The sequence below is a fragment of the Neolewinella persica DSM 23188 genome, from assembly GCF_000373105.1.
GTDB classification, from domain to species: Bacteria; Bacteroidota; Bacteroidia; order Chitinophagales; family Saprospiraceae; genus Neolewinella; species Neolewinella persica.
In genome coordinates, this window is sequence record NZ_KB890413.1 from 120,366 (window position 1) to 136,775 (window position 16,410).

At 52.5% G+C, this 16,410-nt stretch carries 14 protein-coding genes; 7 read left to right on the plus strand and 7 right to left on the minus strand.

The window, feature by feature from the left end; all coding sequences use genetic code 11:
* Position 1: 1 nt before the first annotated feature.
* Complete coding sequence (locus B036_RS31450; protein ID WP_020566728.1) at positions 2-1,483, plus strand: sensor histidine kinase; 1,482 nt, start codon at positions 2-4, stop codon at positions 1,481-1,483.
* A complete protein-coding gene (locus tag B036_RS0100535) occupies positions 1,480-2,199 on the plus strand; it encodes a LytR/AlgR family response regulator transcription factor (RefSeq protein WP_020566729.1) in 720 nt (239 codons plus the stop codon). Before B036_RS31450 ends, B036_RS0100535 begins: the two co-directional genes overlap by 4 nt.
* A 179-nt stretch (positions 2,200-2,378) precedes the next feature.
* Here the strand turns inward: B036_RS0100535 and B036_RS31455 are convergent, their stop codons facing one another.
* Positions 2,379-3,659 (minus strand): hypothetical protein, encoded by a 1,281-nt coding sequence (locus tag B036_RS31455; protein ID WP_157471975.1) that lies wholly within the window; start codon positions 3,657-3,659, stop codon positions 2,379-2,381.
* 345 nt (positions 3,660-4,004) lie between these two features.
* On the opposite strand from B036_RS31455, the gene proS reads away from it, so the two are divergent.
* A complete protein-coding gene (proS, locus tag B036_RS0100550; protein WP_020566732.1) occupies positions 4,005-5,474 on the plus strand; it encodes a proline--tRNA ligase in 1,470 nt (489 codons plus the stop codon).
* Between the two features lie 52 nt (positions 5,475-5,526).
* Here the strand turns inward: proS and B036_RS0100555 are convergent, their stop codons facing one another.
* Entirely contained in the window at positions 5,527-6,591 is a 1,065-nt protein-coding gene (locus tag B036_RS0100555) for a TlpA family protein disulfide reductase (RefSeq protein ID WP_157471976.1), read from the minus strand.
* A gap of 251 nt (positions 6,592-6,842) precedes the next feature.
* Positions 6,843-7,934 carry a hypothetical protein gene (locus B036_RS0100560; protein WP_020566734.1) on the minus strand — a complete coding sequence of 364 codons (1,092 nt, stop codon included), beginning with the start codon at positions 7,932-7,934 and terminating at the stop codon, positions 6,843-6,845.
* Positions 7,935-8,045: 111 nt separating this feature from the next.
* Here B036_RS0100560 and B036_RS0100565 point away from each other — a divergent pair, with 111 nt between their 5' ends.
* Positions 8,046-8,573, plus strand: a complete 528-nt coding sequence (locus B036_RS0100565) for a class IV adenylate cyclase (RefSeq protein ID WP_020566735.1) — start codon at positions 8,046-8,048, stop codon at positions 8,571-8,573.
* Between the two features lie 229 nt (positions 8,574-8,802).
* Here the strand turns inward: B036_RS0100565 and B036_RS0100570 are convergent, their stop codons facing one another.
* Complete coding sequence (locus B036_RS0100570) at positions 8,803-9,111, minus strand: hypothetical protein (protein ID WP_020566736.1); 309 nt, start codon at positions 9,109-9,111, stop codon at positions 8,803-8,805.
* Positions 9,112-9,310: 199 nt separating this feature from the next.
* Between B036_RS0100570 and B036_RS31460 the strand changes: the two genes are divergently transcribed.
* The 3 genes from B036_RS31460 (at position 9,311) to B036_RS0100585 (ending at position 11,900) form a co-directional block, all read left to right on the plus strand.
* Positions 9,311-10,096 carry a M48 family metallopeptidase gene (locus B036_RS31460; RefSeq protein ID WP_020566737.1) on the plus strand — a complete coding sequence of 262 codons (786 nt, stop codon included), beginning with the start codon at positions 9,311-9,313 and terminating at the stop codon, positions 10,094-10,096.
* 50 nt (positions 10,097-10,146) lie between these two features.
* Complete coding sequence (locus B036_RS0100580) at positions 10,147-11,025, plus strand: OmpA/MotB family protein (RefSeq protein ID WP_020566738.1); 879 nt, start codon at positions 10,147-10,149, stop codon at positions 11,023-11,025.
* A 125-nt stretch (positions 11,026-11,150) separates the two neighbouring features.
* Positions 11,151-11,900, plus strand: a complete 750-nt coding sequence (locus B036_RS0100585) for a ribonuclease H-like domain-containing protein (protein WP_020566739.1) — start codon at positions 11,151-11,153, stop codon at positions 11,898-11,900.
* Positions 11,901-12,234: 334 nt separating this feature from the next.
* Here the strand turns inward: B036_RS0100585 and feoB are convergent, their stop codons facing one another.
* The 3 genes from feoB to B036_RS0100600 all read right to left on the minus strand — a co-directional run bounded on the left by feoB (position 12,235) and on the right by B036_RS0100600 (position 16,402).
* Complete coding sequence (feoB, locus tag B036_RS0100590) at positions 12,235-14,364, minus strand: ferrous iron transport protein B (RefSeq protein WP_020566740.1); 2,130 nt, start codon at positions 14,362-14,364, stop codon at positions 12,235-12,237.
* The gene (locus B036_RS0100595; protein ID WP_020566741.1) at positions 14,346-14,579 is read right to left on the minus strand and encodes a FeoA family protein; all 234 of its coding nucleotides are present in this window, start codon (positions 14,577-14,579) and stop codon (positions 14,346-14,348) included. The genes feoB and B036_RS0100595 overlap by 19 nt, the downstream gene beginning before the upstream one ends.
* A gap of 308 nt (positions 14,580-14,887) precedes the next feature.
* Positions 14,888-16,402: an ArnT family glycosyltransferase gene (locus B036_RS0100600; RefSeq protein ID WP_020566742.1), complete on the minus strand. Its 1,515-nt coding sequence runs from the start codon at positions 16,400-16,402 to the stop codon at positions 14,888-14,890.
* Positions 16,403-16,410: the final 8 nt, after the last annotated feature.

Genomic DNA, 16,410 nt, shown 5'->3' on the forward strand with positions numbered 1-16,410 from the left:
AATGCAAGCCGCCCTTTCAAACTTTGCTGACTTCCTCCAACGTACCACCACCTGGCTGTTCCTTACCGTCATCTTATCCTTCAGTTATGCACTTACCCAGGCAACAGACAGCGGCAGTCTGGTAGTTTACTTCCGGTTCGCGGCCAGCCTGACCATGATCAGTGCGCCGGTCCTGATCTATAGCTTGCTTGGCTTAAAGCACGGTAGCAGGGCCAATAAGACAGCCGTCGCGGTAGTCTTCGGCCTGTTCACCTGCGGCATACTCCTTTATAATCCGGCTATTCAAAGCCTTCCCTTCACCCGGTATCAACTGGAGGCTGACAGCTTTTCCAATTTACAATCTGTTCGCCTGCTTTTTGCCGCCTTCATCCTGTTGCAGGGGCTTCTGTGGTGGCAACACCGATGGGCGACCGCCACACCGTTTTCCGGATGGCTTCGTAAACTCAATGGTTTCTGGCTGGCCGTTGCAGTTGTGGCAGTCTTTTGCGCCGGGCTGACCACCATGAGTAACGCCTTTCAAGACGCTACCGCAGGCTTAAGCCCGGGACAAGTGGTTAGCCTTTACCTGTTAGTAGTGGTTCAGGCCTTCCTCGTTTACTTTCCCTACTACCTGATTTATCACGTGCATCACCATTACCTGTTTCGTGGTTTATTACAGAAGCGTGGACTACTCTACTACCTCCTGGGAGCAATTGCTCTTTTACTTGTTTTTACGCCAATACACGCAACACTGGCAGCTATGGTACCTGCCGTCAGAACTTACGAGATTCATCCGGCAGGTTTTGTCGAAGGGGCAGTGAATGACATCAATCTCAGTTTGAGTTTCGGCATTTTCCTATTCTCTCTTCCCCTCATCATTATTGTCGAATGGTCCCGCAAGGAACGGGCACTTAGCCAGCTGCGGACCGAACAGGCCACCACCGAGCTGGCCCTGCTCAAAGAACAGATTAACCCGCATTTCTTCTTCAATACCCTGAATAACCTCTATGCCATGAGCCTCACCCGGGAGGCCAACACCCCGGAAACCATCCTGAAGCTTTCGGGCCTCATGCGGTTCGTCATTTATAAGGGGAAGGAGAACTTCGTGAAGTTAAAGGATGAAGTAGGCTATTTGCAGGACTACCTCGACCTGCAATCTCTCCGTCTTCATAAGGAGGCCGACCTGCAGTTCACTAAAGTAATTGGCAATGCGGAACTACCCATCGCCCCCATGCTCCTCATCACCCTGCTGGAGAATGCCTTCAAGCATGGTGTTGAGCCAGCCGAAGAAGCCTGTTTCCTACACGCGCACCTGGAGGTCTCCGAAGACGCCATCATTTTCTCCTGTCATAACTCAAGGCCTCCGGACCTGCCTCCCGTACCACCCGGCATTGGCCTGCAGAATCTTCGCCGCAGGCTAGAGCTTTTGTACCACGAACGCCACGAACTTTCCCTCCGGGAAACCGCCACCGATTACCACGCCTCCCTCATCATCCGACCATGACGATCAAAGCCCTCATCATCGACGATGAGCCCCTGGCTCATAAAGTCATCCTTCAGTACGCTACCAACATCCCCTTTCTGGAGGTTACCGGACAGTGCTATAAAGCTTCCGAAGCTTACCCGCTCCTCGAAAACGGGGAGGTTGACCTGATTTTTCTTGACATCAACCTGCCCCGCCTTAAAGGTCTCGATTTCCTCCGGACGCTAGAGCATCCACCAGTGGTAGTGGTCACCTCGGCCTACGAAGAGTTCGCCCTGGAAGGCTACGAACTAAGGGTGGCTGACTACTTGTTGAAACCCTTCTCCTTCGAGCGCTTTCTCCGGGCCATGGGTGCCGTCCGGGCCAACCTGAGCACCACTCCATCAAATACTACCGGACCAACCTTGCCCCCAACAAGTTCCGATGGACAAGCAGATTACCTTTTCATCAAAGTGGACAAACGACACCTTCGTATCCCCTTTGCCGACATCGCCTACCTGGAAAGCTACGGCAACTATGTCAAGATCTGGGACGGCTCCAACTTCAACCTGACGCCACGCACCCTCACCAGTTTTGTGGAAGAGCTTCCCGCCAATTTTGTCCGCATCCACAAATCCTACCTGATCAATAAGGACCACATAGATTACGTCGAAGGTGCCATGATGGTGATGAAGAACGGGCAGATGCTGCCGGTGGGGAAGAACTTTCGGAAGGTGGTGCGGGAGTGGTTGGGGTAGGGTCGGGGTGTCCAGTTGTCCGGTTACCAGGTCGTTTACCGATAACTGGACGACCGGACAACTGGACAACCTGATAATTCGACACCCCGACAACAAGAAAAGGGTGGAAGCGCCATCAGCACTCCCACCCTTCAGGTGATCGTCAACACTTCGTGAATTACGAAGCAGTTATCAGTAATTTATTCACCTCCACGTCCACGGCCGCTGCTGGAGCGACTCGGTGTAGAGCTGGAACTCCGGCTGGTAGAGCTGGAGCGGCTTGGGGAAGCGCTGCTCCGGCTACTGGAAGACCGGCTTGGTGTGTAGCTACGGGTGGTTCCACCGGAACGGCTAGGGGAAGCAGAACGGGTAGAACGGCTTGGTGTGTAGCTACGGGTGGTTCCACCGGAACGGCTGGGGGAAGCAGAACGGGTAGAACGGCTTGGTGTGTAGCTACGGGTAGTACCGCCGGAACGGCTTGGGGAAGCCGAACGGGTAGAACGACTTGGCGAAGCAGAACGGCTTGGTGTAGCACTGCGGGCAGCCGAAGGACGAACCGTGGTACGGCTGCGATCAATGCGACTTGGTGAAGCGCTACGGGCAGACGGCGTAGAACGTGTAGTCTGACTGCGGCCCGTGGAGCGGGTTGTCGTCGGACGAGTAGCCGAACGGGTGGTCGTGCCACGGGTAGCGGAGCGACCAACAGCAGAAGCTGGCGTCGAACGGGTAGCCTGCGTGCGGCTGATCCGGTCAGCAATGGAAGTCGTGGTAGCGCGGGGGCGAGTAGTAACATTCGGATTATTGCCAAACGTACCGGTCCTGTTTACGTTGTTTGTAACGTTGTAGTTGATGCCGTTACCGAAAGTGGGTGGGCAAGCGTAGCCGCCACCGAAACCAGCACCAGCGAAACCGCCACCCCATGAGTTACCGAAACCTCCAGCGTTCCAGGGGTTACCGAAACCACCACGGTTCCAGGAGTTGCCCCATCCAGGGTTCCTGACGTTGACCCAGCGATTATCCCAGGTGTTACCCCAGTTGTTGTAGCCGAAGCCACGATTCCATGAGTTACCAAAACCACGATTGAAACCACGGTTAAAACCGCGGTTAAAGCCACGATTGAAGGAGTTACCCGTGTTGTAGATCAATACAGTCGTACCAAAATTACGGAAAGCAGGGTTGTAGTACCCAGCGTCTACGTAGTAAGGGTCGTAGTAGTTGAAGCCGCTGAGCGGACGACGGAACCGACGAATACGGCTGCTGTATTCATAATCATACGAATCATCATCGTAGTCATAATTGTTATCGGCGTAGGCTTCGTCATCGTAGTTGTCGTCAGCATAGTAGCCGTCGGACGAAGAAGACTCCGTTGTGGTGTAGTCGCTAGGGTTGTAATAGACGTCATCGTACTGCGCAAAAGCAGGAGATGCGACGAACAGCAATGCCAGAAGGCTGAAAGCTGCGGTGAAGATGTTATTACGCATGATTTTAGAGTTTTGATGTAATCCGTGAGTCTGCCACTTATTACAAGGTCGAAAGTAGTACTTTTGTGCCTTCCATTTGGTTAAGGAGGGCTTAAAGCCGTAAAAACAAGCGTTAAATCGCTTCGGGACGACGGAAAAAGCAACTTTCTCCTGTGCCAGACGGCTTAATAATTCCATTTCCGCCTACAACGTGATGTATCCGGAATACGAATTTGGCGTGATCGCCGGTGCAATGTATGAGACGAAAGAAGCAGTGTTTGGTAACATTGCTGCTTTGCAAATTTTTTTCTCTGCACCTGCGGCCTCGCATTATATAAAACGTTGAAAGACAACCAATAGTTCATTATGGCAAGTGCCGTTACTCCCAGAGAAGAAGATTACAGTCAGTGGTATCTCGACATTGTAAAAAACGCCAACCTGGCCAGCAATTCCGCCGTACGCGGTTGTATGGTGATCAAGCCCTATGGCTTCGGCATCTGGGAGCGTATGCAGCGTCAGCTAGACGACATGTTTAAAGAAACTGGTCACCAAAATGCCTATTTCCCCCTCTTCATCCCCAAGTCTTTCCTTAGCCGGGAGGCCGCCCACGTTGAAGGTTTCGCTAAAGAATGCGCCGTGGTCACCCACCACCGGCTGATGAACGATCCGAATGGAGAAGGCGTCATTGTGGATCCTACCTCCAAACTGGAAGAGGAACTGATCGTCCGGCCTACTTCCGAGACCATCATCTGGAACACCTACCGCGACTGGATTACCAGCTACCGGGACCTCCCCCTGCTGGTCAATCAGTGGGCCAACGTCGTCCGTTGGGAGATGCGCACCCGCCTCTTTCTCCGCACCGCCGAATTCCTCTGGCAAGAGGGGCACACCGCCCATGCCACCGCCGAAGAAGCCCAGGAGGAAACCCTGCAGATGCAGGAAGTCTACGCCACCTTCTCCGAACAGTACATGGCCATGCCCGTCATCCGCGGCGTAAAGACCGCCAACGAGCGCTTCGCAGGAGCCGTCAACACCTATACCATCGAGGCGATGATGCAGGATGGCAAGGCGCTGCAGGCTGGCACGAGCCATAACCTTGGCCAGAACTTCGCCAAGGCATTCGACGTGAAATTCGCCAACGAAAACAATAAAGAAGAGTATGTATGGGCGACCAGCTGGGGTGTTTCTACCCGCCTCGTGGGTGGGCTGATCATGACCCACTCCGATGATGAAGGCCTCGTCCTTCCTCCCCGCCTGGCCCCCATCCAGGTAATCATCGTTCCCATTCCTAAGCCCAATGAAGCACTGGACGCCAAGGCTGCCGAACTGATGGCAGAACTTAAGGCCAGGGGTATCCGTGTCCAATACGACAACGACAAGAAAAAGCGCCCCGGTTTCAAGTTCGCCGAAAGCGAACTGAAGGGTATTCCCGTCCGCCTCGGCCTCGGCAAGCGTGATCTGGAGAACGGCACCATCGAAGTGGCCCGCCGCGATACGAAGGAAAAGGAAAGCCAACCACTTGAAGGCATCGTGGATCACGTTGCCCAGCTGCTCGAAGACATCCAGAACAACCTGCTGCAAACGGCCATTGACTTCCGCGAGAAGCATTCTCACCGGGTCGACACCATGGAAGAACTCCAGGAGATCCTCGAACGGGACATCCCAGGTTTCATCTACGCCCACTGGGATGGCACGACCGAAACAGAACTGAAGATCAAGGAGATGACCAAGGCGACCATCCGCTGTATCCCTAACGATGCACCGGAGGAAGACGGCAAATGTATCCTTACCGGAAAGCCCAGTAAGCACCGGGTGATCTTTGCTAAAGCGTACTAATTCAGGTAGCCAGCAGTTATTTATTGCAAAGGGTCAACTAGGGGAATCGAACTTAACGAAGCCCCTTCATTACCCCCTTGCGCTCAGGCTCAAATTCCTGGGTGCGCATGTAAAGACTTTGAGCTAAAAGTGACAGGTCAGGGTAAATACCGTGTAAGAAGAAATTTTCGTCGAGGAGTACGTAAGCAGGCCCTTCGAAAATAGCCAGTTCTTCGCTCGCCTTGCCATGCTTATTGGCGACCTCTAACCAATGTGGCCATTCGAAGTCGTTTTCCGAAAGGTAGGCTTCCCAATCTCCTTCATTGTCATCTTGAGCTATGCTGATGATTGGCACTTCACGCAGCAGCGAGTCCAAAACCGGTAAATTTTGCATTTCCTGGTGATCCTTCCTGCTTTGGGGGTCATAGGACCGGTAAAAATTCAGTACGATGAAAGAGGATAGTGGTTTAATCAGCTTTTGAGGACGTCCATTTAGTGGTTTAAACTCGTACTTTAGTAGGCGATGTTTTCTGAATTTAGCGAGTTGTTTCAACCGTTTCTTCAGCGGAGCTAAATAAGGGTGCTTGTGAATACGCGGTCTGGCAGAGTTGAGGTAACTATGCATGCTTATGGCATTCCGGATGCTTAAGTTAGGCAGGTTGAGATACGCTTCAAGGAGGGGAGCCAAGGTTAAATCAGATTTCCTGCTCATGATGGCTCGGGCCAGCACTGCTTTACGATCTACGTAATTCCTACGTGTATTCACCTCGAGAAGCTTAACACGAAGGGCAGCATCCACCGAGGAAATACCGACTGCATCAATCCGAGTTCTTCCGGCGATAACGGATAGGTAAACTTCTGCCCGGGGGCGGTCCACCCAGCAGCTCGCTGCCCCAAAAGAACGATCTGCGGCAAAGGCTTCTATAAACAATACATCTACCGGCAAGCATATGTTAACTTCTTTGGTAAGCGAATCACCGGACCAGTTAACGTCGAAGCTGGTGGAACCAAGACTTGTCCTGACCGATAGCCGGTCAATAATTAAACCATTAGGTTTCTTGATGAACGTAATGCTCGTTGGTTTAACGGGCAGCTTTACGGCCGAATGAACAGCCTGTGGGGAGGTATTCCCACTCATTTTAAAGCTTTTCTGCGCTAAGACAGGCATACAAAAAGTAACGAACAGTAAAAAAAATAATGCATTTTTCATAGGGCACTTAAAAGAAAGGATTCAGAATAATTATACTACATAACGCTTTTGAGAAGGCTTTTTCGGCGTTTTATAACCCGGAATAGCTATGGGTTAGCCCGTTGAGAGCGTCACGCTTGCATTAGCTAAAACCGTACAGTCCGGATTTAGGTGTAGTCTTCCAACTGCTTCAACGCTGTTTAATTACGCAATTTTCCCGCCGACATTAATTCTGCTTGCTTACGCAATCTCACCGCTGACTTCAGCCGCTCCAGGCTACTGAACATGCCTTCGATCTGGTTATACTCGTTAACGAGGAGGTAAGTCGAGTTAGGAAAAAAGGCCAGCGTATTAACCAGACCGGGCCGGGTGGTCTGTGATCGTTCCATATAATGCGACCAGGGAAAATCTCCTTCCCTGACGTAATTCCGCCAACCATCTACGTAATCCCCCGATGTAATGCTAATCACGGGTACTCCGGTAAAAATGGAGTCTGTTTGCATGACCTTTTTTAGCGCTTCGTGGTCTCGCCGGGAAGCCGTGGTCCGGGCGTCGTAAAAATCAAGGACATACAACTGGTTTTTCGGAGCCTGTACTTTTACCACTTTTCCACTTTGATCTTCTAGGGGGTATTTCTTCAGCCTCTTTGGCAGTTTGCTTCGCATGATTTTTTGCCGTGCCAGCAACGGAGTAAACCAGGGGTGGCGTTTAATCTGTTGCAGTTCCATATTGAAAGCAGTTTGCATCCAAAAAATATCAGACTGCGTCAGATTGGGCAGATCGTAAAAGCCTTCGATAAACTTTGCAGACATGAGGGTTCCCTGAGCATCCAGGATGGCCGATTGAAAGGCTTCCTTGACTAAGGGCAGGTAAGGAGTCGACCGGATTTTCTGTATTTCCTTTCGAAACCAATTGTCCATGGGTGAGAGCCCGACGGAGTCAATTACGGTTCGCCCGTCAGCAATGGAGAGGTAGACGTCGGCAGAGGGTGCGTCAATCCAGCAATTGTAACGGCCAAAAGAATGGCCTTGCGAGAAGGTCTCCACGGTCAGTTCGTCGACCAGTCGAAAAACCAGTATGTCAAAAATCATAGTATCTCCGGCAAAAGCGAAGCCGTAAGGGAACGTATCTAAACTCGTTCGAATCACCAGGCTATCAATCAGGAAGCCCATTGGTGACTTAATGAAAGCAACACTCGTTTGGTCGGTTGGTAAGTTACTGTTATCTGCCTGGGCGCGGCCGCAGGTGCAGAGAAAGCAAGTAAAAGCAAGGGTTAGGGTAAGTAGTTTCATCGGTTACAAACTTATAAGGTCAGTTATAAAGAAAGCGTTATGAAAAACTAAAAGTTGAAGATTTGCCTGTCTTTGTCCTCAACTTCCGCGTTCCTCCTTTACTTTGCGCCTATGCAAAAACACCTTGTAGAAATCAAAGCCCGCAGCACTCGCACCGCCGAACAACGTGCTTTATTGTTGGCCAGGGGAGCCGATTTCAAGGGCACTGACCATCAGATAGACCACTACTTCAACGTTCCAGAAGGCCGGTTAAAACTCCGTAGCGGAAACATCGAACACAGCCTGATTTTTTACCAACGTAGTAACCAGGCCGGCCCCAAAGACAGCTCCGTAGCCTTTACTAAAATTGAAAGTCAGGAACTCGCCGACAGCGTTGCGGTTACCCTCGGGCAAGCCCTCGGCACCTGGATAAAAGTGGACAAACAGCGCGAGATCTACTTCATCGACAATGTCAAGTTCCATCTCGACGAGGTGCTTGGATTTGGCAGCTTCATTGAAATAGAAGCCATCGGAAATTCTGCAGACCAGCGGGAGGAACTGCTCCAACAATGCCAGGAATACATGGCTTACCTGGGGGTACGGGAAGATGAGCTGGTGGAGAATAGCTATAGTGATATGTTGGGCAGCCTTCGGCCTTAATGGTGGGTAGGTATGTAGTGGGTAGAGCTACCGCAAGGGAGTACTCGCTTCGCTCGTAAGTTTCTCAGTTTTGGATTTAGCTATCGCATACTTCGTTCATCTGACTTATCGGTTACGAGCACAGCGAGCATCCCTATGCGGAAGCCTATCCACTTCCTACCACCAAGGGCGAAGCCCGTCTATCGAGAAAAGGAGCGAAGCGACTTTTCGTCTATTAAGCGCTCCGCGCTTACGCCTCATGCCGGTACCACATAAGGATAGCCCCAAAAGCCGTAATCAGCGCCATCAGCACCGTAGTCATCTTGATGCTCAACTGTAGGTAGTTACTGAAATTACGGATCGCGTCTGCCTGAGCAGGGTATACGGGGATGATCTCATCCTCCACCCGTGCCTTGCTAAAGATTTGGGCTGGCGTAAAATCCACTTCGTTTTGCACCAATACCCGGTACGCGCGCAAGACCTTTGCCCGAAAGTAAAGGTTGACCCCTAACATAGCGATGAATAGGGCGCAGACGATGGTAATCAGTAATAGACGCATACTATTTGGTTGGGAGGAAGCTTGGGATAAAACCAAGGCGAAGATACCACTGCCACGGTCAAGGAAGAGGGTTTATGCTCCGAGGGGGCTGTATTATAGATGGCAGATCAAGTCACGGTTTCTTGGCATTTATGCCGTTTCCCCATGGCCTTTTCAACACAACGGCATAAATGCCGAGGAACCAAACTACCTTGCAGCCATGCCCCGCCGTCCCAAAAAAGTTCACGAACAGCGAGACACGCTGTACTTCGGAGACCTCCAAGTGCCCGTTCGGGTAATTACGGAGTCTGGCCGGTACAATACCCGTGCCTCCGTTACGTCAAAGGCCATGATTATTCGCCTGCCCCGGCAGTTGTCCGAAAGTGACCGGACTGCCCAGTTGCGGAACATGCTCCAATGGGCCAAAGACCTACATGCCACCAAGCCCGAAGCCTTTGCCCATTTCCGTACGACTACAATGGCCAACCGATATCGCTTCAGCATTCGCAGCCAGGAGTACCGCATAATGGTAGATCAACATGAGTTGCGAAGTCATCGCATTCTTAAAACGGGAGAGGACCAACTACAGATATTACTGAACACGGATGACGCGCGCGTCACCGGAGGGAAAATACTGCCGAAACTCCTGGCAAAATACTTCGGTGGTATCTATTTACCCGACGTGGCCCGCAGGGTTCATGAGCTCAATGAGGCTCACTTCCAACGCCCGATCAATAACGTCAAATTATCCGACACCTATACCCGTTGGGGCAGTTGCTCCCACAAGGGAAACATCAACCTGGCTACCCGCCTGCTACTGGCACCGGACGAGGTGCTTGACGCAGTCATCATCCATGAATTAGCTCACCTGGTGGAACAAAATCATTCCTCAAGATTCTGGGCACAAGTAAAACGGGCATTACCCAACTACCTGGAGTATGACGAATGGTTAAAAGACCACGGAAAGTCCTTATTGTTTCAGCCCGAAGCACTGGATGTGGTTTGATGTTACCATGCATTGAGTAATTTTGCGGCTCATACATCCCCTACTCTGACATGCGTATTCTTTCTGTACTACTATTTACCTTATTGCTCACCAGTTGTGTCACAAAGAAGAAGTTCAACGAAACGAGTGCTTCTTTTCAGGAGGTCATCGCTGTGCAGCTACATGACAGCCACCGGCAACAAGACAGTATACTTACCCTGGCATTGGCCCTCGAACGTTCACGCGGAGGAAACGATGTTTTGCTCATCACCCAGGACAAACTGCAGGACCGGCTCGCCATTCAGGAAGACGAGCTTGATAACCTAAAAGGAAACCTCAGTTCCACCAGTAGCCGAATGAGCCAGGAGCTTGACCGCCTGAAGCAGGAAAAAGGGGCCGCCGAAGCGGCAGCAGCAGACTTGCTCCGCCGGCAAGACAGCATCATTGCTCAGTTCCAGTTCAGTGTCGAGGATGCGCTGAACGTCATCGTTGAATCACTGGATTCCACCTATGCGGGAGGTGGCTATACCGTTTCGCTGAGTGCGGGCGACCTCACCTTTAGCATGCAGGAGGATTTCCTGTTCAAGCCCCGCAGCGTAGATAAACTCACGGAGCAGTCCCCCGCTATTTTCCGCGCAGTAATGGACGCCTTACAACGTGACCCATTATTGAAGCTCATGATCGTTGGCCACACGGACAACCAACCCAACCCCCGCCGAAACACTAATAACCGTGAATATGGTGCCCTGCGGGCAAACTTCCTCGCCGAAGAATTCGCCAACACTTATTACCTGAGCCCTAACCGGGTGATCCCCGCCAGCCAGGGCGAATCTGCCCCCATCCAATCCAACGCCACGCCCGAAGGTCAGCGCGCTAACCGAAGGATAGACTTCATCTTGCGGAATAATGTGGGCAACTTACTGCGGGCTTTGGAGAAGCTTAAAGAGTAACGTCGGGNTGTCGGGGTATCTAGTTGTCCCGACAATCCGACAAAATAACACCAATAAGATAATAAATAAAACTTATTTAAAGTATTTGGTAATAAATTCGTATCTTTAGTTACAATCCTGCTATTATGATCGAGCACATCGACGCCACAAAAGTTCTCTTCCTTGACATCGAAACCGTAAGCGGTAAACCTACCTATGATGATCTGGACGATACCTTCAAGTATCTCTGGGGCCACAAGGCTCCCAGTGTCCTCAAACGCTATGGCGAAGAGTTGACGGAGGAAGAGCTCGCCGATAGCTACATCGACAAGGCGGCTATTTTCGCCGAATTTGGTAAAATCGTCTGCATCAGCGTTGGCGCGGTGTACCGCGACAAGGACAAGCGACTAAAGATCCGGTTGAAATCCTTTGCTAATCGCGATGAGAAAATTCTTCTGCAGGATTTCAGTGCGATGCTGGACCAGTACTACGGCAACATCCACAAGCAATTTATCTGTGGCCACAATATCAAGGAATTTGATGTTCCCTACATGTGCCGTCGCCTGCTGGTCAACCAGCTCCCCATGCCGAAGATGCTCGACATTGCGGGGAAGAAGCCCTGGGAAACCAACCACCTCGTAGACACCCTGACCCTTTGGAAATTTGGCGACTTCAAATCCTATACCTCGCTCAAGCTATTGGCTGGCGTATTGGGCTTCCCCACTCCGAAAGACGATATCGACGGTAGCCAGGTCGGCCGCGTCTTCTGGGAAGAAGACGATCTGGAGCGCATCGCAACCTACTGCGAAAAGGACGTTTTGGCGACTACGCAGTTGTTCTTCCGGTACCAGCTGAAGCCTTTGTTGGAGGATGATCAGGTGCAAGTAGCGGAGTGAGTCGCTGAGTTAGGGAGTTGGTGAGTGGCTGCCGCACGGGAGTGCTCGCTCCGCTCGTTTAGGTACGATCTGTTCCTTCCACCGCTGCTCCTTAAAACCTTTCTTTGCATCCTGCGGCCCCGCCCTTATTAGTCTTGTAGTTTAGTAGTTGGTCGTCTTGTAGTGCTACCGCACATGGCTGCTCGCTGCGCTCGTTTGGTCGCGTACCATTAACTAATCCCCGATTCCATTATTCTCTCATTCGCCAAGGCGAGCGCCCGAAGGGCGGCGAACGGCACCTGCGGTAGCCACTCACCAACTCCCTAATTCACCAACTCAGTGACTCAGTGACTCACTAAGCCAGCACCTGATACACCACCATAGCCGAAACGTAAGCCAGCGCCGTCATGAACGTAAACTGAATGATCGGCCACTTCCAGCCGCCGGTCTCCCGTTTCGTAACGGCCAGGGTCGACATACACATCATGGCAAAGACGTAAAAAACCAGGAGGCTCCAGGAGGTCGCCTGGTTATACACCGGCTGGCCCGTACGCGGGTTAATTTCTTCGGCCATGCGGTCCCTGATGCGCAATTCATCGTCAGCACTGCCTACTGAATAGATGGTAGCCATGGTGCCAACAAACACCTCGCGGGCGGCAAAACTGGTAAACAACGCAATGCCTATTTTCCAATCATAGCCAAGCGGGCGGATGACCGGCTCGATGAATTTGCCGACGTGCCCTGCATAGCTGGCTTCCAATCTTTCACTGGCCAGCAGATTTGCGGCTTCCGCCTCATCAAGGTTCTGCTCTTCGGTGAGTTGTTGCGTAATCACCCCGGCCTCCTCCATAGCTCCCGTAGGGCCATAAGTTGACAGGGCCCATAACACGATGCTGATCAGCAAGATAATCTTGCCTGCTTCCACCATAAAGGTTTTCACCTTCTGCCAAACGGTGACCACTACGTTGCGCCAAACCGGCGTACGATAATCGGGCATTTCCAGCATCAGAAAACTGCGTTCGCTGGTTTTCAGCACCAGCTTAAACACCAGGGCCGACAACATAGCGGAGATAATCCCCAGAAAATATAAGCCGGCAAAAGCCAGTCCCTGGTAGCCAAATCCCCAAAAGGTTTCTTCGGGTACTGCAAAGCTGATGAGGATAACGTAGACGGGGATTCGCGCGGAGCAACTCGTCAGCGGTGTCACAAGAATAGTCAGTAATCGTTCTTTCCAGTTAGCAATGGTCCGGGTACTCATGATGGCCGGAATGGCACAAGCGTGCCCGCTGATCAGGGCCACTACGGAGCGGCCGTTGAGGCCGAAGCGCTGCATCATGCTATCAAACATGTAGGCGGCGCGGGCCATATATCCCACTTCCTCCAGAATGGAGATAAAGAGGAAAAGGATCGCGATTTGCGGTACAAAAACCAGCACGCCCCCCAGACCGGCGATTATGCCGTCGACCAGCAGGTCCGTCAGCCAACCGGCAGCCAGGTTTTCGCGCACGGCCGTTCCCATGTGTTCAAAGAACCATTCGATCCCGTCCATTGGCAAACTCGCCCAGGCGAACAATGCCTGAAAAAGAAGGAGCATCAGGCCAACAAAAATAATTGGGCCGAAAATGCGGTGGGTGAGGATCCCGTCGGCACGGTCGCTGGCAGAGGCCTTATCTCCGGCATAGCGCACCGTGTCTTGTACGATTGGCTCGAAAGCATCGTAGCGTTCCATCGTTTCCTCTACCTGCGCACGCAGGCTGTGAAACCCGTTTTTTACCCGGGCGTTCTGCACTTTATGGCGGAGTTGTTCGGGGATATGGCGCAGCCAGCTGGCGTGATGCGTGAGTAGTAACGCGTGGTAGTCGTTGCGGGCGGGAAGTTCCTGCCGAAGGTCTGCCAGGACATCCCGGGCGAGCGCGCCCGGCTCGTAGAATGGCTCTTCGGGCCGGTAGGCCTTGGGGTTGCGCAATAAGTTCTCGATGGCCTTTTTTAGTTCCTCTACCCCACGGCCTTCCCGGGCACTTACCGGAATCACGGGCACGGCGAGCTTTTTGCTTAGTTGAGCCACATCTACCTGAAGACCGTTTTCTCCGATCATGTCGGCCATATTCAACACCAGGATCATGGGAAGATCCAAATCCCGCAACTGGGTAAAAAGCAACAGGTGCTTGTCCAGCTTGGTCACATCGGCAACGTAAAGGATGGCGTCGGGGAAAAGATCACCTTCCGGGTTGGTTAGCTCCTGCACGACGAGGCGCTCGTCGAGGCTGGTTGGGTAGCAGCTATAAGCACCCGGGAAATCGACCAATTCCACGGGGGGAAGGTCGCCGATCTTCAGAATACCTGACTTCTTTTCCACCGTTACGCCAGGGAAATTACCAATGCGCTGCCGCAGACCGGTCAGGAGGTTAAAAAGTGAGGATTTTCCGCTGTTGGGGTTACCGACCAGTCCGACGACCGGCGCAGCATTTATTTGATCATTATGCATGCGAGCTCTTGCTTGCGGAGGGCCACACAGTGGCGGTCAATTTTCACGTACCAGCTGCCACCAAAGGGGCCTTTACGCACAATGCGCAAACGAGAGCCCGGGCGCACACCAATATCCAGCAGTTTTCCCGCCAGATTCTCGTTCGTGAACCGATCAATGGTACCGGACATTCCGGCGACGAAGTTGGAAGCTGCAGTACTGCGAATAAATGGCATGGCTTGCTATTTAGCTGGTTCGACTAAAGATTGCAAATATAGGGAGGATTCGCCTATTTTGAGGTGGTCTAAATAAAAAATGACGAACTTCTGGCAAGAAGTAAAGAGATAAAAGGGAGAAGGGGGAAAGGAATAACCTTGATGTTTACCTCTCCTTTCTTCCTTTTCCCTTTCGTCCCTTTTTCAGGGCGCGGCCGCAGGTGCAGGGAACGGTTGAGGGCTTGAAGCCCGGGCAAGGGAGTGAGCGGTTTTGACCGGTGTAACGCCGTGCCGCGCTCCGAGAGCCTGCGGCCCCGTTCGCGGTCGTACTACAGGTCCTCAATCGGAAGGCGCTCCCCCCGCACCGTCAACAACTTGCACCTCCCGTCGGTAAACTCCTGATCCATCGTATACCGATCAAACATATACTCCCAGGTTTTGGTGTGGCACACCACTACGCGTTCTCCGACGGAGAAGGCGGCATCGGCGGGTTGTTCGGTTACCACCAGCGGCGGGCGAAGCCGGCGCATCCGCTTGAGGGAGATGTCCTTACCCCGGCCTTTTTCACGTTCGACGTAAAAGCGGGCGTTGGGGTGGTAGTCGTCGATCAGAACAGTGTACGGCGCCTTCACCAAATCACCCCGCCGCATGAAGGTTCGGAAGCCAGCTTTCCGGAGGGATGTTTCCTGATAATCCCTGGGATTCATGATTCGGTGCGAGATCAATACCATCGGAGCAATGAACAGACCGGCGAGCAGCGTAACAGCGACGAGTTTGCCTCTGGTGCTCCCGATCTTTTGCGCAAGCAGATCGGCCAAATGAAACATACCTGCGCCGACCAGCATACCCACCAATGGCAGCACCGGGTTTTTGTACCAGTACAATTTGGTTGCGGCCGAGGAGATAATGACGAGGAAAACCGCTGCCGCAATGGCCAGCAGCGCCGCAGGGCGGCGTAATTCTTTATTGGTAAGCAGATAAACCAGTGCTGGCAGGAGTAATGGAATCAGGTATCCAAAAGCCCGGTCGGCAAATAGGGTTTGCAGGTAAAAGTAGAAGGGTCCCTGGTGGCTTTCATTGACGTCGTTGAACCTTCCACCCAGTTCATTATCCTTAACCAGATCGAGGTACCCGGGGTCCACCGTCTCCCGGAGGAAGTAGTATCCGACGACCAAAGCGATCGCTCCTCCGACAATACCATACAGGCCGGGGTGCAACAGTTTTCGCCGGGCTGCGCCGTCAACTAAGAACCAAAGCCCGATACCTGGCAGCAGGAAACCTCCAGCGACCCCCTTCGTCATTCCCCCCATAAAAACAGCAAGGCCAGCTAGCCACAACCATTTGATTTGATCGGTTTTCACCCAGCGGAATAAAAAAATGAGTTGTGCGGTTAGGAAAAGCACCAGGAGGGCGTCGAAATCTCCGGTGCGCGCGCCGTGGTTCCCCATATACTCCCAGTTGGAGAGCACTGCCAGCGCACCGAGTGCTCCGGCAAGGGGGCTGCCCCAATCCTTTTTCCCCCACCAGGTAAGGAGGAAACACAAAGCCAGGGTAGCCAGCGCGGAGGGCAACCGGACGGCCAACTCCCCTACCCCGACAATCTTCATCCATGCCGCCTGACTCCAGACCAGCAGCGGCGGTTTAGTCCCCCAGTGGTCCGGTTCTCCGTAGTACGGCGGTGTGAGCAAAGAAGGGGCGTCTCCACGGGCCAACTCCAGGGCACTGACGGCCCTGCGGGCCTCGTCATAAATCTCCAGTTGCGGATCGTCCAGCAATGTAAAGATCACAAAGCCGAAATAGGCAAAGAGGAGTCCCAGCAGGATGTTTGGTAAGCGATTCGGCATACTGGGGC